Source organism: Pseudoflavonifractor phocaeensis (assembly GCF_021531815.1).
In the GTDB taxonomy this organism is placed as follows: Bacteria; Bacillota; Clostridia; order Oscillospirales; family Oscillospiraceae; genus Lawsonibacter; species Lawsonibacter phocaeensis_A.
Genome location: NZ_JADYUM010000001.1, coordinates 250,818 through 271,187, shown reverse-complemented (window position 1 = coordinate 271,187; position 20,370 = coordinate 250,818). Strand labels below are relative to the sequence as shown.

Genomic DNA, 20,370 nt, shown 5'->3' with positions numbered 1-20,370 from the left:
AAAAAGGGAGAAAATTTGGTGATTGTGCATATTATAGCACGGAAGGCAGGGGAAAGAAAAGTAATTGGAGGGGCAGATTTCCCAAAAACCGGAGTTTTTTTTGATACCAGATGACAGAACGGAGAAAAAGGAGTGCTTGGAGCAGCGGTAATCGCAGACTTGCGGCAAACCGGGAGGGAGGAAGTTCGTCACAATGCTGGAAAAGAGCTGCCTAAACAGAGTGTTGATAACGGAAATGCCAAAATTTGAGACAGCAGAAGGATAATTTAGCCTGATTTTTGAATTTTTTGCAATTTTTCGACCAATTTATAGTTGAAATTCTTCGGGATTTGGACTACAATGATAGCCGCGCGAACAAGGGGGGTCCCATGTGCTGAACATTGTATTGGTGGAACCGGAGATCCCGATGAACACCGGAAATATCGCCCGGACCTGCGCCGCCACCCGCAGCCGTCTCCATCTGGTCAAGCCCCTGGGCTTCGACATCAGCGACAAGGCGGTGAAGCGGGCGGGATTGGATTACTGGCCCATGGTGGACCTGCGGGTCTATGAGAACCTGGACCATTTTTTCCGGGAAAATCCCAGCCCGGACCTGTGGCTGGCCACCACGAAAGCCCCCCGGGACTACACCCAGGCCGCGTTCCGTCCGGACTGCTTTCTCATGTTCGGCAAGGAGACCGCCGGTCTGCCAGAGGACTTGCGCCGGCGCTATTATGACCGGTGCCTCCGCATCCCCATGCGGCCTGACGCCAGAAGCCTGAACCTGGCCAACTCCGTGGCCGTTCTGGCCTATGAGGCGCTGCGCCAGCAGGGGTTCCCCGGCCTGTCCGGCCAGGGTGAAATGGCCCAAAGTAAACTGTAAAACCCAAAGTAACCTTTCCCATCATTTCAGAAGAGAGGAGCTTTTGCAAATGAACTACAATAAGAAGACTGTCAAGGACATCGACGTCAAGGGTAAGAAAGTGCTGCTGCGCTGCGACTTCAACGTCCCCATGGCCAAGGATGGCAGCGGCGTCATCACCGATGACAAGCGCATCCGCGCCGCTCTGCCCACCATCCAGTACCTGCTGGACCAGGGTGCGGCCGTCATCGCCTGCTCCCACATGGGCAAGCCCGCCGCCACCTTCGAGTCCTACGCCAAGAAGCAGGCCGAGAAGGGCAAGGAGGCCAAGAAGGAGGACTGGGAGAAGTCCCTGAAGCAGCTCTCCCTGGCCCCTGTGGCCGAGCGGCTCAGCGAGTTGCTGGGCAAGGACGTGATCATGGCCGCTGACGTGGTGGGCCCCGACGCCCAGGCCAAGGCCGCCGCCCTCCAGCCCGGCCAGATCCTGCTGCTGGAGAACACCCGCTTTGAGAAGGGCGAGACCAAGAACGATCCCGCCTTGGCCAAGGCCATGGCCTCCATGGCTGAGGTCTATGTCTCCGACGCCTTCGGCGCCGTTCACCGCGCCCACGCCTCCACCGCCGGTGTGGCCGATTACCTGCCCGCCGTGTCCGGCTTCCTGATCCAGAAGGAGCTGGAGGTCATCGGCGGCGCCCTGGCCAATCCCAAGCGGCCCCTGGTGGCTATCCTGGGCGGCTCCAAGGTGTCCAGCAAGATCGGCGTCATCAATAACCTGCTGGAGATCGCCGACACCATCATCATCGGCGGCGGCATGGCCTACACCTTCTCCGCCGCTGAGGGTGGCAAGGTGGGCAACAGCCTGCTGGAGGCCGACTGGGAGGATTATGCCAAGGAGATGGTGCAGAAGGCCGCCGACAAGGGCGTCAAGCTGCTGCTCCCCGTGGACACTGTTTGCGCCGACAAGTTTGCCCCCGACGCCAACAGCCAGGTGGTCAAGGCCGGGGAGATCCCCGACGGCTGGGAGGGCCTGGACATCGGCCCCGAGACTGTGAAGCTGTACTGTGAGGCCGTTCAGGGCGCCGGTACCGTCATCTGGAACGGCCCCATGGGCGTGTTTGAGTTCCCCGCCTTTGCCAAGGGCACCGAGGCCATTGCCGAGGCCCTGTCCAAGACCGACGCCATCACCATCATCGGCGGCGGCGACAGCGCGGCTGCCGTGCAGCAGCTGGGCTACGCCGACAAGATGACCCACATCTCCACCGGCGGCGGCGCCAGCCTGGAATTCATGGAGGGTAAGGAACTGCCCGGCGTCGCTTGCCTGCTGGACGCCTGAGAGCCGAATCCCCGAGCAGGGGAGCTTGGACCGAAGCGAGGAATACAAACGCGGTCGCGTAGCGGAGCAGTTTGTGTTCCGAGTCGGAGGGAAAGCGACCTGGCCGCGAGGGGACCGAGGCTTGATAACGCCTGAGAGCCGAACCCCGCGTACACCATTGCGCAGGCATCTGCCGCTTTGACGCAGATTTGCAATAAATTCTATTATAGATCAGGGAGAGAGAAACCATGAATCGTCGTTATCGCAAGACCATCATTGCCGGAAACTGGAAAATGAACAACACCCTGTCCCAGACCAAGGCCTTTGCTGAGGAGATCAAGCCCATCATGCCCAAGGGCAAGTGGTGCAACGTGGTGCTGTGTGTCCCCGCCGTGAACATCACCAATGCGGTCCGTATGTTCAAGGACTGCCACATCGCCATCGGCGCCGAGACCTGCCACTATGAGGACCACGGTGCCTTCACCGGCGAGATGACCGTGGAGATGATCAAGGAGGCCGGCGCCAAGTATGTCATCATCGGCCACTCCGAGCGCCGCCAGTACTACAACGAGACCGACTTCACCGTGAACAAGAAGGTCCACGCCGCTATCAATGCCGGCCTGATCCCCATCGTCTGCGTGGGCGAGAGCCTGGAGCAGCGTGAGCTGGGCGTCACCATGGAGCTGATCGCCTACCAGGTCAAGTGCGCCCTGGCCAACGTGCCCGCCGAGAAGATGCGCCATGTGGTCATCGCCTATGAGCCCCTGTGGGCCATCGGCACCGGCAAGACCGCCACTGCCGAGCAGGCCGGCGAGGTCTGCCAGGCCATCCGTGCCGTCATCCGCAAGCTGTACGGCGCCCATGTTGCCCGCTCTGTCACCATCCAGTACGGCGGCTCCATGAACGCCAAGAACGCCGCTGAGCTGCTGGCCCAGCCAGACGTGGACGGCGGCCTGATCGGCGGAGCCTCCCTGAAGCCCGCCGACTTTGTCCAGATCATCAACGCCGCGAATCAGGAATAATTGGGAATTCGAAATGAGAAATCAGGAATTATGGGGCATCCGCGGTCAACTGGTTTGATTCTTCGGCGTAAGCCAGATTCCATGATTCCTGATTCCGAACGCTTCATTCCTGATTGCAAGAAAGGGTTTTTATGAAAACACCTACCACTTTGATCATTATGGACGGTTTTGGCCTGGAGGGTCCCTCCGCGGGCAATGCCGTGGCCAATACCCCCACCCCCAACCTGGATAAGATCTTTGCTGACTGCCCCGGCTGTAAGCTGTCCGCCTCCGGCCTGGATGTGGGCCTGCCCGAGGGCCAGATGGGCAACAGCGAGGTGGGACACACCAACATCGGCGCCGGCCGGGTGGTCTTCCAGGATCTGCCCCATATCAGCCGGGACATTGAGTCCGGCGTGTTCTTCCAGAATCCCGCTTATCTGGACGCCATGGCCAACTGCCGGGAGTGGGGTTCCTCCCTGCACCTGATGGGCCTGCTCTCCGATGGCGGCGTCCACAGCCATATCACCCACCTGTTTGCCCTGCTGAAAATGGCCCAGGAGCAGGGCATCGAGAAGGTCTATGTCCACTGCTTCCTGGACGGCCGGGACGTGCCGCCCTCCTCCGGCAAGCACTATGTGGAGCAGCTCCAGGCCAAGATGCAGCAGCTGGGCGTGGGCAAGATCGCCAGCGTCATGGGCCGCTACTACGCCATGGACCGGGATAAGCGCTGGGACCGGGTCCAGCGGGCCTATGACGCCATCGTCTGCGGCCAGGCCCCCTATGTGGCCGACGCCGCCGAGGCGGTCCAGAAGTCCTACGACGCCGGCGTCACCGACGAGTTTGTGGAGCCGGTGGTCTGCCTGAAGGAGGTTCAGGTCCAGGACAACGACTCCGTGATCTTCTTCAACTTCCGCCCCGACCGGGCCCGGGAGATCACCCGCTGCCTGGTGGACGAGGATCTGAAGGACATCGACCGCAAGACCGGCTTTGTCCCCGTGTTTTTCGTCTGTACCACCGAGTATGACGCCACCATGCCCAACGTCACCGTGGCCTATCCCCGCCAGAAGCTGGAGAACATCTTCGGCGAGTATATCTCCAAGCTGGGCCTGACCCAGCTGCGCATCGCCGAGACGGAGAAGTACGCCCATGTGACCTTCTTCTTCAACGGCGGCGTGGAGCAGGTGTTTCCCGGGGAGGACCGGTGCCTCATCGCCTCCCCCAAGGTGGCCACCTACGACCTCCAGCCCGAGATGTCCGCCTATCAGGTCACCGAGGAGGCAGTCAAGCGCATCCTCAGCGGGACCTATGACGTGATCATCCTGAACTTTGCCAACTGCGACATGGTGGGCCACACCGGCGTGTACGAGGCGGCCTGCAAGGCCGTGGCCACCGTGGACGAGTGCGTGGGTAAGGTGGTGGAGGCCACCTCCAAGATGGGCGGCGTGTCCCTCATCACCGCCGACCACGGCAACGCGGAGCACATGATGGAGCCTGACGGCTCCCCCTTCACCGCCCACACCACCAATCTGGTGCCCTTCTATATCGTGGGCGCCAGCGTCAAGCTCCGGGACGGCCGCCTGGCCGATATCGCCCCCACCATGCTGGACCTGATGGGCCTGGAAAAGCCCGCCGAAATGGACGGCCAGACCCTGATCGAGAATTAACCGCTTTCCCGTGCGGCAGGCGCCGCACAGACCATAGATTGCTGGGCGGGGGAGAGCCCCGCCGCCACAAATGAAAGGAGTTTGATTCCAATGAAGCAGATGATCGAGATCGTTGACGTCCTGGGCCGTGAGATCCTGGACAGCCGTGGCAACCCCACCGTGGAGGTGGAGGTCTATCTGGAGGACGGCACCATGGGCCGTGCCGCTGTTCCCTCCGGCGCTTCCACCGGTATCTATGAGGCCTGCGAGCTCCGTGACGGCGACAAGGGCCGTTACATGGGCAAGGGCGTGGAGACCGCTGTCAAGAACGTGAATACCGAGATCGCCGAGGCCCTGATCGGCACCAACGTGCTGGACCAGGTGGCCATCGACAAGATGCTCATCGACTTGGACGGCACCCCCAACAAGAGCCGCCTGGGCGCCAACGCCATTCTGGGCGCCTCCCTGGCCTGCGCCAAGGCCGCCGCTGAGTCCCTGGGCACCTCCCTGTACAACTATATTGGCGGCGCCAACGCCAAGCAGCTGCCCGTTCCCATGATGAACATCCTGAACGGCGGCGCTCACGCCACCAACAACGTGGAGATCCAGGAGTTCATGATCATGCCCGTCTCCGCTCCCTCCTTCCGCGAGGCTCTGCGCCGCTGCGCCGAGGTCTTCCACACCCTGAAGACCGTCCTGAAGGAGAACGGCACCCCCGCCGCCGGCGTGGGCGACGAGGGCGGCTATGCCCCCAACCTGAAGAAGGATGAGGACGCCCTGAAGGTCATCGTGGCCGCCATCGAGAAGGCCGGCTACAAGCCCGGCGAGGACTTCAAGATCGCCATCGACGCCGCCTCTTCCGAGTGGTGGGACGAGGAGCAGAAGATCTATATCCAGCCCAAGTCCGGCAAGAAGCTGACCCAGCAGCAGCTGGTCAACATGTGGAAGAAGTTCGCCGACACCTACCCCATCATCTCCCTGGAGGACGGAATGGCCGAGACCGACTGGGAAGGCTGGGCTATGCTGACCAAGGCGATCGGCGACCGCGTCCAGCTGGTGGGCGACGACCTGTTCGTCACCAACGTGGAGCGTCTGGCCACCGGCATTGAGAAGAAGGTAGCCAACGCCATCCTGATCAAGGTCAACCAGATCGGCACCCTGACCGAGACCCTGGACGCCATCCAGATGGCCAACCGGGCCGGCTACACCGCCATCGTGTCCCACCGTTCCGGCGAGACCGAGGACGCCACCATCGCCGACATCGCCGTGGCCCTGAACGCCGGCCAGATCAAGACCGGCGCTCCCAGCCGTACCGACCGCGTGGCCAAGTACAACCAGCTGCTCCGCATCGAGGAGGAGCTGGGCGACATCGCCGAGTATCCCGGCATGAAGGCCTTCTTCAACCTGCGCTAAGTTTACGGTGATTGCAGCAGCGCCGCCTGACGGGCGGCGCTGCTTTTTTGTCGCCCAGCTCCTAAACGGGGGTTCCGGAGCGGTTTGGGAGGGCTGACTTCCGACTGCCGGAGGCGGCGAACCAAACCGAAGCCCAGCGTAAGCGGGTTCGGTTTGGAGAGGAGGAGCAAGGGAGCGGACGCAGTTTTCGCTGTAAGCGGAAACGGAGTGGAGCGGACTTTGCGACGACGAGGCATGAAGGCCTTCTTCAACCTGCGCTAAGTTTACGGTGATTGCAGCAGCGCCGCCCGACGGGCGGCGCTGCTTTTTATCTTCCACATCGATTCAAAACGGGGTTGTAGTATGGAAATATCCTGTTATACTGGGCACAACGGCGCCGTAAAATCAGAATGATGAGGAGATTTTGTGGAACACAATTTTATACTGCACCCAATAGGGACTGTACACGCGGGAAAAGAGGGATTCTGCCTGGAAATTGCCCCTCCCTACCGGGGCGCGCTGGCGGGATTGGAGGACTTCGGATATGTCAATGTCCTGTGGTGGTTCTCCGGCTGTGATAATGGGATTTCCCGGAATAAGCTGGGGGAGCGCAGACCTTATGTCCGGGGACCGGAGACTCTGGGTACGTTTGCGACCCGGTCTCCGGAGCGGCCCAATCCCATTGCCCTGTCCTGCGCCCATGTGGTCAATCTGGACCGGGAGCGGGGCGTCCTGGTCCTGGACTATCTGGACGCGGAGGCGGGAAGTCCTGTGCTGGACATCAAGCCGTACCTCCCCAGCCTGGACCGGGTGGAGCGCCCTATTATACCCGGCTGGTGCGCCCACTGGCCGGACAGCGTGGAGAAAAGCGGGATGTTTGACTGGGAAAAGGAATTCAATTTTTGAACTGTGAACAGGAAAAGGGGGCCGCCTGTGGGCGGTCCCCTTCTGTATGCCATGGTTCAGCGCTCAAAACCGCTCTGCCAGCACCTGGCAGAGTACATCCGCCATACGCCTGTGCCCCTCCTCGGTGGGGTGGAGGCAGTCCTGGAACAGGGTACGGTCCGCCCTGCCGTCCGGGAGGAGAAACGGAGTGCGGAAGTCGGCCACGGGCAGCCCCTTGTCGGCGGCATAACAGAGGGTCAAGTCGGCGTACTGCTCCGCCAAAGCGGCCAGACGCGCCATGCTCTGATCCGGCTCCCAGACCGGGGGACACAGCTCCTCCGGGCAGATGGGCAGGGGGACGCCCAGAATGACGGGGATGGACAGCAGATCCGCCTGGCGGAACATGGAGATCACGTTGGCGAAGGCGGTATGATACTGTCCGGTGATGCTGATGTCGTTGATGCCGCCCAGCAGCACCATGGCGTCGGGGGCCTGGTCAAAGACCTGGGTCTGGCACCGGGCCAGCATCCCGCCGGTGGTATCTCCGCTGACGCCCCGGTTGATCAGAACATGACCTGTGCGGGCGGACACCAGGTCGGACCAGCGTTTCGACAGGTCAGGCAGGCCGAACCCATAGGTGATGCTGTCCCCCATGCAGATGATCTTCATAGAAATTCCTCCTGTTTCAGCAAATGGAATTGATTCTTTTCCGCGTATACCAGCTTCTCCCGGCGCAGCTTGCTCAGTTCGTTGGATAGGGCGCTCCGGTCAACGCCCAGATAGTCGGCCAGCTGCTGCCGGTTGAAGGGAATGGAGAACCGGCTGCTGCCCTGGAGGACTGCCTGGTCGGAGAGGTAAGACAGCAGCCGTCCCCGGATGGTCTTGGAGGAGGTATAAAAGCTACGGCGGGACAGAGCCAGATTCTTCCGGGCGGTAATGTCCAGCAGATTGCGGACCACCGCGCCCGGCTGAAGGTGGTCGGAGCCGTGGGAAAAGAGCTGTCCCACGTCCAGAAAGAGGACCTGGGTCTCCTCCGCGGCCACGGCGTTGACCATAAGAGGCGCTTCAGGCAGACAGGCGTAGGTCTCGGCGAAAACCTCTCCCTCCCCAACATGGCCCAGAACGGTCCGGTTGCCCCAAGCGTCGTCATGTTCCAAGGTCACACCGCCGGACAGCACCAGCCCCAGACGCCGGGTCCGGTCGCCGGCGCGGAGAATGGTCTCCCCTTTTTGATAGCGGCGGAGCTCCGTGCCCGGACGGCGGAGCATTTCTTCGGCCTCTGCCCGGGAGACGCCCCGGAACAGGTCGGTCTTTTCCAGATCTTGCAGGTCCATAGTCCCTCCGTTTGTTGTTTAAACAACATACATGGTAAAACGATCATACTATAATGGGGCCATCCAGTCAAGGAAAGGTTGTGATCTGCATGATCCGCAGAATCATTCATATCGATCAGGCGCGCTGCAATGGCTGCGGCCTGTGTGCCAAGGCCTGCCATGAGGGGGCCATCGGCATGGTGGAGGGAAAGGCAAAACTGCTGCGGGACGACTACTGTGACGGCCTGGGGGACTGCCTGCCCGCCTGCCCCACCGGGGCTATCACCTTTGTGGAGCGGGAAGCCGCCGCCTACGACGAGGCCGCGGTCCAAGCCAACAAGGCCAAGGGGGCCGGAGCTGCGGCGGGCGGCTGTCCCGGAAGCCGGGCCCAGATGCTCCGCCGGGCGGAGAAAGACGTTGCGCCGTCTGATACCGCGGCGCCCTCCCAGCTGCGCCAGTGGCCGGTCCAGATCAAGCTGGCTCCGGTGAACGCTCCCTATTTTGACGGGGCCCACCTGCTGGTCGCCGCCGACTGTGCCGCCTATGCCTACGGGAATTTCCACGCCGGTTTCATGGCGGGAAAAGTGACGCTGATCGGCTGCCCCAAGCTGGACGGGGTGGATTACAGTGAAAAGCTCACGGAAATTCTCCGGCAAAACGACATCAGGAGCCTTACCGTGGTCCGGATGGAGGTGCCCTGCTGCGGCGGCATTGAGCATGCCGCGGTGACCGCGTTGAAAAACAGCGGAAAATTCATCCCCTGGCAGGTGGTGACCCTCTCCACCGACGGGCGGGTGTTGGAACGGTAAAACAAAACGGTCTGCCCAACAGGGCAGACCGTTTTGTATCATCAATGTTCAGGTTCGGAGTCTTCGCCGGGCACCAGCTTTTCCACCAGGGCCCACTCCACACGGCGGTCACACAGCTCCTCCACCCGGATGCGCAGCCCGAGGGCCTCCACCACAGGGCGGCTGCCGTCCTCAGGGATGACAGACAGCTGCGAGAAGATCAGGCCGCCCAGGGTATCGTAGTCCCGCTCCTCCTCCTCGGGAAGCTGGAAGCCGATGGCCTCGGCCATCTCCTCCAGGTCAGCGGAGCCGGAGACCCGCCACTTGTTGTCCTCCAGACGGATGATGTCCTGTTCCTCCTGGGGATCAAATTCATCGTAGATGTTGCCCACCAGCTCCTCCAGCAGGTCCTCCAGGGTGACAAGGCCGCTGGTGCCGCCGTACTCGTCCACCACCAGGGCCATGTGGGTCTTTTTACCCTGCATGTCCCGGAACAGCACGTCGGCGGGCACGGTCTCGGGGACAAAGTAGGCCGGGCGGAGCAGCTCCTTCATGGGAAGGGGCTGGGCTTCCCGGAAGTTGAGCAGGTATTCCCGGGTGGACAGGACGCCCACAATGTCATCCACGTCCTCCTGATACACCGGGAAGCGGGACAGGCCGGACTGGCGGATGGTGTCCAGAATAGTCTCCTCGTCATCCTCCAGAGACAGCGTCACCATGTCGGTGCGGTGGACCATCACGTCCCGGGCGGTCATGGTGTCGAACTCGAAGACGTTTTCGATCAATTCCTTTTCGTTGCTCTGGATGGCGCCGGATTCCTCGCCCTCCTCCACCATGGCCATGATGTTGTCCTCGGATACGGTTTCCTCCCGGTGGAGCAGACGGAGCAGAGGCCGCCACAGCAGCAGGGCGGCGTTACAGAACAGGCTGATGCCGAATAATATGGGCCATATTTGGTCCCCAGGCACAGAAGATTCCCCCTTAAGTACATAGAAAAGTAAAATGGTACAACATGAATGATAGCACAAACAGGGACGAGCCGCAAGGGGGCGGCGCGCTTTTCGGGGAAACGGGGAAAAAGACGGGTGCAAAACCGGCGTTCCTATGATATAATTTCCCAAAAAGAGAGTCCGGTCCTGCTTGATCGGGCCGGGTAGGGGAGCGAGAAGCATGAGCCTTTCAGAACGGGGCAGGGGACATGTCCAAGAGGGGATCTCTTTCTTGAAATGGGTCCTGTACGCCTGCAACATCGGGATCCTGGTGGGAGCGGTGGCGGTGGCCTTCCACTGGGGCATCGACTGGGTCACGGAGCTGCGGGGAGAACACCCCTGGATCATCTGGCTGCTGCCCCTGGGCGGACTGTCCATCGTGCTGCTGTACAAGGGCTGCGGCATGGAGAAGGACCGGGGGACCAACCTGGTACTGGTGGCGGTGCGGGAGGCGGAGCCCATGAAGCTGCGCACCGCTCCCCTGATCTTCCTGTCCACCATCCTCACCCACCTGGTGGGCGGTTCCGCCGGACGGGAGGGGGCGGCCCTCCAGCTGGGCGGCTCCCTGGCCGCCTGGGTGGGCCGCAAGATCCGCCTAGACGCCAAGGACAGCCGGCTGATGGTCATGTGCGGCATGGCCGCCGCCTTTTCCGCCCTGTTCGGCACCCCCCTGACCGCCGCGGTCTTTGCCATGGAAGTGGTCAGCGTGGGAGTGATGTACTACGCGGCCATCGTGCCCTGCGTGACAGCGGCCCTGGTGGCCCTCCAGATGGCCCGGTGGCTCGGGCTCCACGGGACGGTGGGCTATGAGATGGGGCAGGCGGCGGCGCTGACCCCTGTGTCCATGTTTCAGGCGGCGGTGCTGGGCGTGCTGTGCGCGCTGGTGTCCATCCTGTTCTGCAAAGCCATGCACGCGGCACCCCACCTGTATGGCAAGTACGTTCCCAATGCTCTGGTCCGGGCGGCGGTGGGAGGGCTGCTGGTGCTGGCGCTGACCCTTCTGGTGGGCAGTCAGGATTACAACGGCGCCGGGGACCCGCTGATCCGCCGGATGCTGGCGGGGGAGACTATCCCCGAGGCGTTTCTTCTGAAGATCCTGTTCACCGCCGTGACCCTGGGCGCGGGATTCCGGGGAGGCGAGATCGTGCCGGTCCTGTTCACCGGCTGCGCCTTCGGCACCTGGGTGGGTCCCATGCTGGGGCTGCCCCACGGCTTTTCCGGGGCGCTGGGAATGGCGGCGGTATTCTGCGGGGCCACCAACTGCCCCCTGACCTCCATCCTGCTGGCCTTTGAGCTGTTCGGCGGGGAGGGACTCTCCCTGTTTGCCCTGTGCTCTGGGGTGTCCTATATGCTGTCCGGCTACTATGGCCTGTACAGCGAGCAGAAAATCGTCTACTCCAAATTCAAGACAGAGTGGGTGGACCGAAAGGCCAAATAAAATTAAGCAAAGTGACCGGAACGGTTTCGTTCTTTTCTTGTGTTTTGTACAGCCTGTTGGTATCATAAGGTCGTCCGAAGCCCAAAACAATGGGGCCGGGCACAAGCAGAGTAGGACCCTGCGCGTCAAACACCAGTGTCCGCCGAATGGGGAGTTGTCGGCGGGACGAATAGCATGCGCGCTAACGATGCAGGGTCCGCATCCCATTGCTGCATAACTTGAGACGGCCAATCTTTTCTGCCTCCTTTTATGTAGCGACTCTACATAAAAGGAGGTTTTTTGTATGGCCCGCGGCCGCCGGCCGCGGCAAGGCAGTTCAGTCACAGAAATCACATACAAAAGAAAGATTCGGAGGTCAAATGTTATGTCCAACACCGTGAAAAAGATCACTACCATCGGGATGCTCCTGGCGATCCAGGTGGTGCTGGGCCGTTTTGTGGCCATTTCCCTGCCCACCGTCAAGATCAGCTTCACCTTCCTGCCCATCGTCATCACCGCCATGCTGTACGGCCCCCTGTGGGGCGGCGCCGCGGCCGTCATGGGCGATTTCCTCATTGCCATTCTTGGCCCCTACGGCTACTATCCCCCCATGGCCATCACCGCCCTGCTCACCGGAATCATGTACGGCCTGTTCCTGTACCGCAAGCCCGCCAGCACCCTCCGGGTCGGCGCCTGCATCATTCTCCAGAGCATCCTGCTCAGCGTTCTGCTCCAGACCTACTGGCTGACCCTGCTCACCGGAAAGGGCTTCTTTGTCCTGCTGCCCGCCCGGCTGCTCCAGAACCTGGTGACCGCTCCCGTTCAGATCGTCTGCGTCCGGCTCATCGCCTATAAGGTCTGCGACGTGATCCAGTATGGCCGCTTGACCAAAACCAGCACGGACAAGTAAGGGGAGCGTGGACCATGAGCCCATTGGATGCCTTCCGGGACGCCTTCCGGCAGACCACGGAGAACGGGATCTTCTTTGACAACGCCTCCATGGGCCCCGTCTTCCCCGGGGTGACCCGGGCCATGGAGCAGTGTATGGAGCTGCGCCAGGCCATGCCCATGAAGTATTACCAGTACGCGGACCGGGTCTTTCCCGCCTGCCGCGCCCGGCTGGCCCGCCTCATCGGCTGTGAGCCGGAGGAGATCGCCTTTACGGAGAACGTGGCCTACGGGATCAACACCGCCGCCGGGTCCCTGCCTCTGAAAGCGGGGGACAACGTGATCTTCTGCGACCGGGAGTTCGCCTCCAACGTGTATCCCTGGCTGCGGCTCCAGGCGGCCCGGGGGGTGGAAGCCCGGATGGTTCCCCACGACCATGGCGGACTGACTGTGGAAAGGCTGGAGCGGTACGCCGACGCCCGTACCCGGGCGGTCTCAGTGAGCAGCGTGGAGTTCGCCGACGGGTACGCCGCAGACCTGGAGGCCATCGGGACCTGGTGCCGGGACCGGGGCGTCTACCTGGTGGTGGACTGCGCCCAGTCCCTGGGGGTCATGCCCATGGACGTGAAGGGGTTTCACATTGACTTTCTGGCCGGGCTGTCCTCCAAATGGCTGCTGGGCCCTTTCTCCACCGGCTTCCTCTATGTCCGGAAGGAACTGGCCGGACAGCTACTTCCGGCCTTCGTGGGGGCGGACAGCGTGACAGGGGACGTGGACTCGGTGGACTACCGGCTGGATTTGAAGGACGGAGCTGCCCGGTTTGAGGCGGGCCTGCCCAACGCCCCCGGTATCGCCGGCCTGGAGGCCTCCCTGGCCCTGATGGAGTCGGTGGGTGTGGAGAACATCCGCCGGGAGGCCTGGCGGGTCAGCGGCTACTTTATCGATGGCCTGAGGGAACTGGGAGTGGAACTGGCCCCCTGCGCCCTGTCGGACCGCACCCGCTCCGACATTGTCTCCTTCCGGACTGCCGACACGGAACAGACCTACCGTTACCTCCGGGAAAACCGGGTGGCCTGCTCCTACCGCTGCGGCTATGTCCGCACCGGCATCCACGGCTATAACACCACCGAAGAGGCGGACCAGGTCATTGCCCTGCTGAAACGCGACCCCACCCTGCGGTGATTTTCACGGCGCCCCCGTTTGCGGAAAACGGGGGCGCTTTTCTGCCTTCCGGGGCCTCTTTCCGGGAAAAGGCGGTATTTTTCTTAATGCGGGAGGGGGGAAAGGGCTTTGTTTGTTTCGCGGGAAGGAAGACAAGGTTTACGATTCCCGTTGAAAAAGAAGACAACTGCGTTTATAATTTGGGGCGTAAGGCGGGAAAACGGAGGCGAAGGCCTTTGGACCACCATAATTTTTCAAGTTGAACGGTTTTATTCAGAAAGGGGAAAATCAATATGCGTCCTGAATTGATCAGCCAGCCCATTACTGGCATTTGTTCCTTTGGCCGGTACCCCATCTGTCTGGATCTGGATGAACTGAAGGCCGATTTCGGCGTTCTGGGCGTCCCCTACGATATGGGCGTGGGCTTCCTCAGCGGCGCCCGCATGGGCCCCCGCCGCATCCGTGAGGCCTCCACCCAGTACGGACGGGGCACCGCGGGTTACTACGACTATGAGGCTGACGAGCAGATGCTGGCCGCTCCCATCACCATCGCCGACTGCGGCGACGCCGACGTGCTCCAGGGCGACCGGGACTACTCCTTCAAGTGCATTGAGCGCGCGGTCCGCCGCATCATCAAGGCCGGCTCCATCCCCATCGTCATGGGCGGCGACCACTCCATCAGCATCCCCGTGGCCCGGGCCCTGGAAGAGTACGGCAAGAAGATCTGCGTCATCCAGTTTGACGCCCACCTGGACTGGACCAGCCATGTGGGCCCCCTGGTCCAGGGCAACGGCAGCCCCCTGCGACGGATGTCTGAGATGGACCACATCGGCGAGATGGTGCAGATCGGCCTGCGGGGCATGGGCAGCGGCAAGAAGAGCGACTACGATGACGCCCGGGCCTACGGCAGCCGCCTGATCTCCGCCCGGGAGCTCCATGAGAAGGGGGTCCAGTACGTTCTGGACCAGATCCCCGACGCCGAGGCCTACTACATCACCTTTGACATTGACGGTTATGACATGCCCCTGGCCCCCGGCGCGGCCTCCCCGCTGCCCGGCGGCATCACTTACGACGAGAGCATGGATATGCTCAAGGCCATCTGCCAGACCGGCAAGGTGGTGGCTATGGACCTGGTGGAGGTAGCGCCTCCCTATGATCCCACCAACTGCACTGAGCGGCTGGCTGCCCTGACCATGATCCAGGTCATGGCCCATGTGGGCAAGAAGCTCCACGAGAACGACAAGAAGGACTGAATCCATCCGCCTGAGACCAGGGACCGCCAGCGGCCCCTGGTCTTTTGAAATTTAAGGGAGGCGGAGTGAAAATTTTTCTTGCACTGGGAACGGCCTTCCTGTATAATACTACGACGTATAAGGGGACAGGGCGGAAAAACGCCCTCATCCTCTTGAATTATTGCGCTGCATCTCCCCAGGGAGAGCGGCAGCAGGAGGGAATTGAATATGAAAAACCGGAAACACGATACCCGCTGGATGGTGGGAGTGGCGATGTTCGTCGCCCTGCAGCTGGTCCTGCAGCTCACAGGGATCGGACTGATCCCGCTGCCTCTGATCCGGGCGACGACACTACATATCCCCGTCATTGTGGGCGCGGTGCTGCTGGGCCCCCTGGCCGGAGCCATTCTGGGTACGGTGTTCGGCATGTGCTCGATGTGGACTGCTACAACCGCCCCCACCTTGTTGTCCTTCGCGTTTTCCCCTGTGATCGCCGCCGGCAACACCGGCGTGGCAGGAGCGGTGAAGGCGGTTTGGATCGCGTTGGGCTGCCGTATTCTCATCGGCGTGGTGGTTGGCTGGCTGTGGATCGCCCTGAAAAAGGTGAAACTCAACGACCTGATCGCCTTGCCTGTTGTGGGTGTGGCGGGCGCAATGACCAATACCGGGTTGGTAATGGGAAGTATCTACTTCCTGTTTGCGCCTGAGTTTGCCGAAGCGAAGAACGTTGGCATAGAGGCGGTGCTGGGCCTTGTCATGGGCGTGGTGGCAACCTCCGGCGTCGCAGAGGCTATTGCTGCCGCGGTGTTGGTCACTGCTGTTTGTAAGGTGCTGCTTCGTGTGCTGGACCAGACCGCCGAGACCGAAAAACAGAAATAAAAGAAAGATTTTTCCCAATGAAGGTGAGTGTCTATGCTTTTAGCCATTGACATCGGTAATACCAATATTGTCATCGGAGGCATCCGGGATGACAAGATCGTTTTTGAGGCCCGGGTGGCCACTGACCGGATCAAAACCTCCGACCAGTATGGCGTGGACATCAAAAACATCCTGTCTCTGTTTGACACAAAACCCAGCGACATCCAGGACTGCATCATCTCCTCGGTGGTGCCTCCGGTATTCAACTCGGTGCGGACCGGGGTGATGAAGGTCATCGGAAAGCCGCCCATGGTGGTGGGACCGGGGATCAAGACGGGACTGAACATCCAGATGGACACCCCCTCCCAGGTGGGCAGCGACCGCATCGTCATCGCGGTGGCCGCCCTGGCGGAGTATGAGCCCCCCCTGACCCTGCTGGACCTGGGGACCGCCACCACCATTGAGGTGGTGGGGAAGGGCAGCACCTATCTGGGCGGCTGCATCATCCCCGGCGTGCGGATCTCCCTGGAGGCCCTGACCTCACGGACCGCCCAGCTGCCCGGCATCAGCCTGGACAAGCCCAAGCGGGTCATCGGCAAGAACACCGTGGACTGCATGCGCAGCGGCGTCATGTACGGGGCCGCCGCCATGATCGACGGGATGTTGGACCGGGTGGAGGAGGAGCTGGGATACTCCACCACGGTGGTGGCCACCGGGGGTATGGCCCAATTCATCGTTCCCCTGTGCCGCAGGGAAATAAAGCTGGAGAAGGACCTGCTCCTCAAGGGACTGAACATCATCTACCAAAAGAACCGGACCGGAAAGAAATAAGCCGCCGCGGGGCGGACTGCCGCCCTGGGCCTGCTGCGCCTGGGGCGGCTTTTTAGCGTACAGACAGGAGGATGGTTATGTCGGCATTCAAAACCTATACGGACTATGATCTGGAGCAGATGGAAGAGCTTCAGCGGGTGGTGGGCCGTACCCTCGCCCGAAAGGAAACGCTGCGGAAACGGACCTTCTTCCTGGCTTGGGGCGCCGTCCTCCTGGGGGCGGGACTGTTTCTGGCGGTGGGAAAGGGCAGCGTATTTGCGGCGCTGGCCTGCTGTGTGCTGGGCGCCCTGCTGCTGGCCCGGGGCGTGTTTTTCTACCAGTTGGCGGCCTGGGCCGCCTGCCGGGCCATGGGGCAGCGGACCATGGGCACGGACTACGCCCTGGATAAATCGGAGATCACGGCGATCCGGGGAAAGGACAGCACCCATTACGCCTACGACGCCTGCTATCAACTGCTGGAGACGGAGCGCAGCATCTATTTCATCATGAAGGACGGCCAGGGCCTGATCCTGGATAAAGGCAACCTGCGGGGCGGCACCGTGGAGGAACTGCGCGGCTGGCTGACGGAGAAGTGCGGAAAGCCCCTGACCTGGGCCGGCGGGAAAAGAACTGGGGAAAAAGCGGCGAAACCTTGACACCCGGCGGGAATTTGGATATAATATCACCCGTTAGAGACTTGGATGGGAAGGAGTACATCCCCGCCCGGGGCAAAGAGAGACGCCGTCTGGTGAAAGGCGCCCCCCGGAAGGATGGAAGTGGTCCCGGAGTCCCGGCGCTGAAGACCAGTAAGCGCCGTCGGGTCCTCCCGTTACAGAGGCACGAGCGCCCCGCGAGGGGAATCCAGGTGGTACCACGGACTTTTGTTCGCCCTGAGTCGAGAGACTCGGGGCGTTTTTTTACCGGCCGCCTCGGAACTGTATGACCCAATGGTCGGGGAAGCCCGTCCGTTTCATCCAATGAATTTCAGGAAGATAAGGAGAATCTCAATGGGAATTGTACTGCCAAAGGTCTATGAGCCCCAGGAGGCCGAGGCCCGCATCTACGAGAAGTGGGAGAAGGCCGGCTGCTTCCAGGGCCACCGCGACCCCAATAAGAAGCCCTTCACCATCGTCATGCCCCCGCCCAACGTCACCGGCCAGCTCCACATGGGCCACGCCATGGACTGCGCCCTCCAGGACATCCTGATCCGCTTCAAGCGGATGCAGGGCTACGCCGCCCTGTGGGTCCCCGGCATCGACCACGCCGGCATCGCCACCCAGATCAAGGTGGAGGAGGAGCTGCGCACCAAGGAGGGCCTGACCCGCTACGACCTGGGCCGGGAGAAGTTCCTGGAGCGGGTGTGGGACTGGAAAGAGAAGTTCGGCGACCGCATCGTCAAGCAGCAGAAGAAGATGGGCATTTCCTGCGACTGGGACCGGGCCCGCTTCACCATGGACGAGGGCTGCTCCAAGGCCGTCCGGGAGACCTTCTGCAACCTGTATGAGAAGGGCCTCATCTACAAGGGCAGCCGCATCATCAACTGGTGCCCCCACTGTGTCACCGCCCTGTCCGACGCCGAGGTGGAGTATCAGGACAAGCCCGGCCACCTGTGGCACATGCGCTACCCCCTGGCCGACGGCTCCGGCTATCTGGTCGTGGCCACCACCCGTCCCGAGACCATGATGGGCGACACCGGCGTGGCCGTCAACCCCAACGACGAGCGGTACAAGCACCTGGTGGGCAAAACCTGCATCCTGCCCCTGATGAACCGGGAGATCCCCATCGTGGCCGACGAGTACGTGGAGATGGACTTCGGCACCGGCTGCGTGAAGATGACCCCCGCTCACGACCCTAACGACTTTGAGGTGGGCCTGCGCCACAACCTGGAGACCATCCGTGTCCTGGACGACAACGGCAAGGTCAATGAGAACGGCGGCAAGTACCAGGGCATGGACCGCTACGAGTGCCGGAAGGCTGTGGTTGCCGATCTGGAGGCCCTGGGCCTGATGGAGAAGATCGAGCCCTACTCCCACAACGTGGGCACCTGCTACCGCTGCCACAGCGACGTGGAGCCCATCATCTCCGCCCAGTGGTTCGTCAAGATGGAGCCCCTGGCCCGCGAGGCCCTGCGGGTTGTCTACGACGGGGAGACCAAGTTCGTCCCCGACCGCTTTGCCAAGACCTATACCAACTGGATGGAGAACGTCCATGACTGGTGCATCTCCCGCCAGCTCTGGTGGGGCCACCAGATCCCCGTGTGGTACTGCGACGACTGCGGCCACATGACCGTCTCCCGCACCGACGCCACCTGCTGCGAGAAGTGCGGCAGCACCAAGATCCACCGGGACCCCGACGTGCTGGACACCTGGTTCTCCTCCGCCCTGTGGCCCTTCTCCACCCTGGGCTGGCCCGACAAGACCGAGGACCTGGAGTATTTCTATCCCACCGACGTGCTGGTCACCGGCTACGACATCATCTTCTTCTGGGTGGCCCGGATGATCTTCTCCGCCTGTGAGCAGACCAAGCAGCCCCCCTTCCACACCGTGTTCATCCACGGCCTGGTCCGGGACGACAAGGGCCGCAAGATGAGTAAGTCCCTGGGCAACGGCATCGATCCCCTGGAGATCGCCGACAAGTACGGCGCCGACGCCCTGCGCTTCAACCTGGTCACCGGCAACAGTCCGGGCAACGACATGCGCTTTTACACCGAGCGGTGTGAGGCCATGCGCAACTTCGCCAACAAGATCTGGAACGCCAGCCGCTTCCTGATGATGAACCTGACCATTGACCAGTGCCGCCTGCCCCAGCAGCTGGAGCTGGAGGACAAGTGGATCCTGTCCAGACTGAACCGGGTCATTCCCGAGATCACTGAGAATATGGACCGGTACGAGCTGGGTGTGGCCGCCCAGAAGATCTATGACTTCATCTGGGACGACTACTGCGACTGGTATATCGAGTTCACCAAGGCACGCCTCCAGGGGGAGGACCCCGCCGCCAAGGAGCAGGCCCAGCAGGTGCTGTGCTATGTCCTGACCCAGATGCTCAAGCTGCTCCACCCCTTCATGCCCTTCATCACCGAGGAGATCTGGCAGGCCCTGCCCCGCCAGGAGGGCTGCACGGCGGAATTCCTGATGCTGGACCAGTGGCCCCAGGCCGATCCCGCCCTGGACTTCCCCGAGGAGGAGAAGGCCATCGGCCTCATCATCGACGCCACCCGGGCCGTCCGTACCCGCCGCAGCGAGATGAACGTGCCCCCCTCCAAGAAGGCGCATCTGACCATCGCCACCCAGGAGCAGGAGTCCTTCACCCGGGGCATTCCCCTGCTGAAGCGGCTGGCCTATGCCAGCGAGGTAACGGTGATCGGCGTGTCCGAGGCGGGCAGCAGCGCCGAAGCGGCCCAAAGCGGGCTGGTGGAGGTCATCACCCACGCCGCCCGTATCTTCCTGCCCCTGGCTGAGCTGGTGGACCTGGAGAAGGAAAAGGCCCGCGTGGAGAAGGAACTAAAGAAAAACTCCGCCGAGCTGGAGAAGCTGAACGCCAAGCTGAACAACCCCGGCTTCGTCAACAAGGCCCCCGAGCATGTGGTGGCCGCGGAGAAGGAGCGGGCCGCCAAGCTCACCGAGCTGGTGGCCAAGCTGGAGGCGCAGCTCAAGGGCATGTGAACCCATTCGGCGGCGCGCGGCGAATAAACCAATACAGAGCCCCGGCGGCATCCTCTTGCCGCCGGGGCTTTTGACGGGCGGAGCAGGGGCTCTCTGAAACCAGAGAGAGTCCCAGCCGGAACGCGCGCCCTTCGTCTGCCGCTCCTGAGCTTCAGGGGAAAGAAAAGAGGGAAAA

18 protein-coding genes, 1 riboswitch and 1 other annotated feature are annotated in these 20,370 nt (G+C 61.9%); of the genes, 15 read left to right on the top strand and 3 right to left on the bottom strand.

The window, feature by feature from the left end; translation table 11 throughout:
• Positions 1-370: 370 nt before the first annotated feature.
• The 6 genes from I6E42_RS01215 (at position 371) to I6E42_RS01190 (ending at position 7,098) form a co-directional block, all read left to right on the top strand.
• Positions 371-862: a tRNA (cytidine(34)-2'-O)-methyltransferase gene (locus I6E42_RS01215; RefSeq protein WP_235369992.1), complete on the top strand. Its 492-nt coding sequence runs from the start codon at positions 371-373 to the stop codon at positions 860-862.
• Between the two features lie 49 nt (positions 863-911).
• Positions 912-2,174 carry a phosphoglycerate kinase gene (locus I6E42_RS01210; protein WP_235369990.1) on the top strand — a complete coding sequence of 421 codons (1,263 nt, stop codon included), beginning with the start codon at positions 912-914 and terminating at the stop codon, positions 2,172-2,174.
• 227 nt (positions 2,175-2,401) lie between these two features.
• Complete coding sequence (tpiA, locus tag I6E42_RS01205) at positions 2,402-3,175, top strand: triose-phosphate isomerase (RefSeq protein ID WP_235369988.1); 774 nt, start codon at positions 2,402-2,404, stop codon at positions 3,173-3,175.
• A 131-nt stretch (positions 3,176-3,306) separates the two neighbouring features.
• Positions 3,307-4,821: a 2,3-bisphosphoglycerate-independent phosphoglycerate mutase gene (gene gpmI, locus I6E42_RS01200; RefSeq protein ID WP_235369987.1), complete on the top strand. Its 1,515-nt coding sequence runs from the start codon at positions 3,307-3,309 to the stop codon at positions 4,819-4,821.
• A gap of 90 nt (positions 4,822-4,911) precedes the next feature.
• Entirely contained in the window at positions 4,912-6,213 is a 1,302-nt protein-coding gene (eno, locus tag I6E42_RS01195) for a phosphopyruvate hydratase (RefSeq protein ID WP_235369986.1), read from the top strand.
• 405 nt (positions 6,214-6,618) lie between these two features.
• Entirely contained in the window at positions 6,619-7,098 is a 480-nt protein-coding gene (locus tag I6E42_RS01190; RefSeq protein ID WP_235369983.1) for an SAM-dependent methyltransferase, read from the top strand.
• A gap of 63 nt (positions 7,099-7,161) precedes the next feature.
• Here I6E42_RS01190 and I6E42_RS01185 read toward each other — a convergent pair whose 3' ends face one another.
• Entirely contained in the window at positions 7,162-7,746 is a 585-nt protein-coding gene (locus I6E42_RS01185; RefSeq protein ID WP_235369981.1) for a GDSL-type esterase/lipase family protein, read from the bottom strand.
• The gene (locus tag I6E42_RS01180) at positions 7,743-8,411 is read right to left on the bottom strand and encodes a Crp/Fnr family transcriptional regulator (protein WP_235369973.1); all 669 of its coding nucleotides are present in this window, start codon (positions 8,409-8,411) and stop codon (positions 7,743-7,745) included. The genes I6E42_RS01185 and I6E42_RS01180 overlap by 4 nt, the downstream gene beginning before the upstream one ends.
• 89 nt (positions 8,412-8,500) lie before the next feature.
• On the opposite strand from I6E42_RS01180, the gene I6E42_RS01175 reads away from it, so the two are divergent.
• Complete coding sequence (locus I6E42_RS01175) at positions 8,501-9,199, top strand: 4Fe-4S dicluster domain-containing protein (RefSeq protein ID WP_235369971.1); 699 nt, start codon at positions 8,501-8,503, stop codon at positions 9,197-9,199.
• A 41-nt stretch (positions 9,200-9,240) separates the two neighbouring features.
• On the opposite strand, the gene I6E42_RS01170 is transcribed toward I6E42_RS01175, so the two are convergent.
• Positions 9,241-10,146 carry a hemolysin family protein gene (locus I6E42_RS01170; protein ID WP_235369970.1) on the bottom strand — a complete coding sequence of 302 codons (906 nt, stop codon included), beginning with the start codon at positions 10,144-10,146 and terminating at the stop codon, positions 9,241-9,243.
• Positions 10,147-10,399: 253 nt separating this feature from the next.
• Here I6E42_RS01170 and I6E42_RS01165 point away from each other — a divergent pair, with 253 nt between their 5' ends.
• The 8 genes from I6E42_RS01165 (at position 10,400) to I6E42_RS01130 (ending at position 20,195) form a co-directional block, all read left to right on the top strand.
• Entirely contained in the window at positions 10,400-11,605 is a 1,206-nt protein-coding gene (locus tag I6E42_RS01165) for a chloride channel protein (protein ID WP_328284065.1), read from the top strand.
• 104 nt (positions 11,606-11,709) lie between these two features.
• A riboswitch (THF riboswitch) is annotated at positions 11,710-11,816 on the top strand.
• A 153-nt stretch (positions 11,817-11,969) separates the two neighbouring features.
• Positions 11,970-12,494, top strand: coding sequence for a folate family ECF transporter S component (locus I6E42_RS01160; RefSeq protein ID WP_235369959.1), 525 nt, complete (start codon positions 11,970-11,972; stop codon positions 12,492-12,494).
• A 14-nt stretch (positions 12,495-12,508) separates the two neighbouring features.
• A complete protein-coding gene (locus tag I6E42_RS01155) occupies positions 12,509-13,654 on the top strand; it encodes an aminotransferase class V-fold PLP-dependent enzyme (RefSeq protein ID WP_235369957.1) in 1,146 nt (381 codons plus the stop codon).
• Between the two features lie 272 nt (positions 13,655-13,926).
• Positions 13,927-14,886 carry an agmatinase gene (locus I6E42_RS01150; protein WP_235369955.1) on the top strand — a complete coding sequence of 320 codons (960 nt, stop codon included), beginning with the start codon at positions 13,927-13,929 and terminating at the stop codon, positions 14,884-14,886.
• Positions 14,887-15,093: 207 nt separating this feature from the next.
• On the top strand, positions 15,094-15,744 hold the full coding sequence (locus I6E42_RS01145; protein ID WP_235369954.1) for an ECF transporter S component: 651 nt from the start codon (positions 15,094-15,096) through the stop codon (positions 15,742-15,744).
• Positions 15,745-15,777: 33 nt separating this feature from the next.
• Positions 15,778-16,554, top strand: coding sequence for a type III pantothenate kinase (locus I6E42_RS01140; protein WP_235369949.1), 777 nt, complete (start codon positions 15,778-15,780; stop codon positions 16,552-16,554).
• A gap of 77 nt (positions 16,555-16,631) precedes the next feature.
• Positions 16,632-17,189 carry a YcxB family protein gene (locus I6E42_RS01135; RefSeq protein ID WP_235369948.1) on the top strand — a complete coding sequence of 186 codons (558 nt, stop codon included), beginning with the start codon at positions 16,632-16,634 and terminating at the stop codon, positions 17,187-17,189.
• A gap of 33 nt (positions 17,190-17,222) precedes the next feature.
• Positions 17,223-17,429, top strand: a binding site (T-box leader).
• Between the two features lie 111 nt (positions 17,430-17,540).
• The gene (locus tag I6E42_RS01130) at positions 17,541-20,195 is read left to right on the top strand and encodes a valine--tRNA ligase (RefSeq protein ID WP_235369947.1); all 2,655 of its coding nucleotides are present in this window, start codon (positions 17,541-17,543) and stop codon (positions 20,193-20,195) included.
• The last annotated feature ends 175 nt before the right edge of the window (positions 20,196-20,370 follow it).

What these genes read in the sequence shown, in the direction of transcription:
- I6E42_RS01210 (WP_235369990.1), top strand. Translation starts at nt 912, where the DNA reads ATGAACTACAATAAGAAGACTGTCAAGGACATCGACGTCAAGGGTAAG.
- tpiA (WP_235369988.1), top strand. Translation starts at nt 2,402, where the DNA reads ATGAATCGTCGTTATCGCAAGACCATCATTGCCGGAAACTGGAAAATG.
- gpmI (WP_235369987.1), top strand. Translation starts at nt 3,307, where the DNA reads ATGAAAACACCTACCACTTTGATCATTATGGACGGTTTTGGCCTGGAG.
- eno (WP_235369986.1), top strand. Translation starts at nt 4,912, where the DNA reads ATGAAGCAGATGATCGAGATCGTTGACGTCCTGGGCCGTGAGATCCTG.
- I6E42_RS01185 (WP_235369981.1), bottom strand. Translation starts at nt 7,746, where the DNA reads ATGAAGATCATCTGCATGGGGGACAGCATCACCTATGGGTTCGGCCTG.
- I6E42_RS01180 (WP_235369973.1), bottom strand. Translation starts at nt 8,411, where the DNA reads ATGGACCTGCAAGATCTGGAAAAGACCGACCTGTTCCGGGGCGTCTCC.
- I6E42_RS01175 (WP_235369971.1), top strand. Translation starts at nt 8,501, where the DNA reads ATGATCCGCAGAATCATTCATATCGATCAGGCGCGCTGCAATGGCTGC.
- I6E42_RS01160 (WP_235369959.1), top strand. Translation starts at nt 11,970, where the DNA reads ATGTCCAACACCGTGAAAAAGATCACTACCATCGGGATGCTCCTGGCG.
- I6E42_RS01155 (WP_235369957.1), top strand. Translation starts at nt 12,509, where the DNA reads ATGAGCCCATTGGATGCCTTCCGGGACGCCTTCCGGCAGACCACGGAG.
- I6E42_RS01150 (WP_235369955.1), top strand. Translation starts at nt 13,927, where the DNA reads ATGCGTCCTGAATTGATCAGCCAGCCCATTACTGGCATTTGTTCCTTT.
- I6E42_RS01145 (WP_235369954.1), top strand. Translation starts at nt 15,094, where the DNA reads ATGAAAAACCGGAAACACGATACCCGCTGGATGGTGGGAGTGGCGATG.
- I6E42_RS01140 (WP_235369949.1), top strand. Translation starts at nt 15,778, where the DNA reads ATGCTTTTAGCCATTGACATCGGTAATACCAATATTGTCATCGGAGGC.
- I6E42_RS01135 (WP_235369948.1), top strand. Translation starts at nt 16,632, where the DNA reads ATGTCGGCATTCAAAACCTATACGGACTATGATCTGGAGCAGATGGAA.
- I6E42_RS01130 (WP_235369947.1), top strand. Translation starts at nt 17,541, where the DNA reads ATGGGAATTGTACTGCCAAAGGTCTATGAGCCCCAGGAGGCCGAGGCC.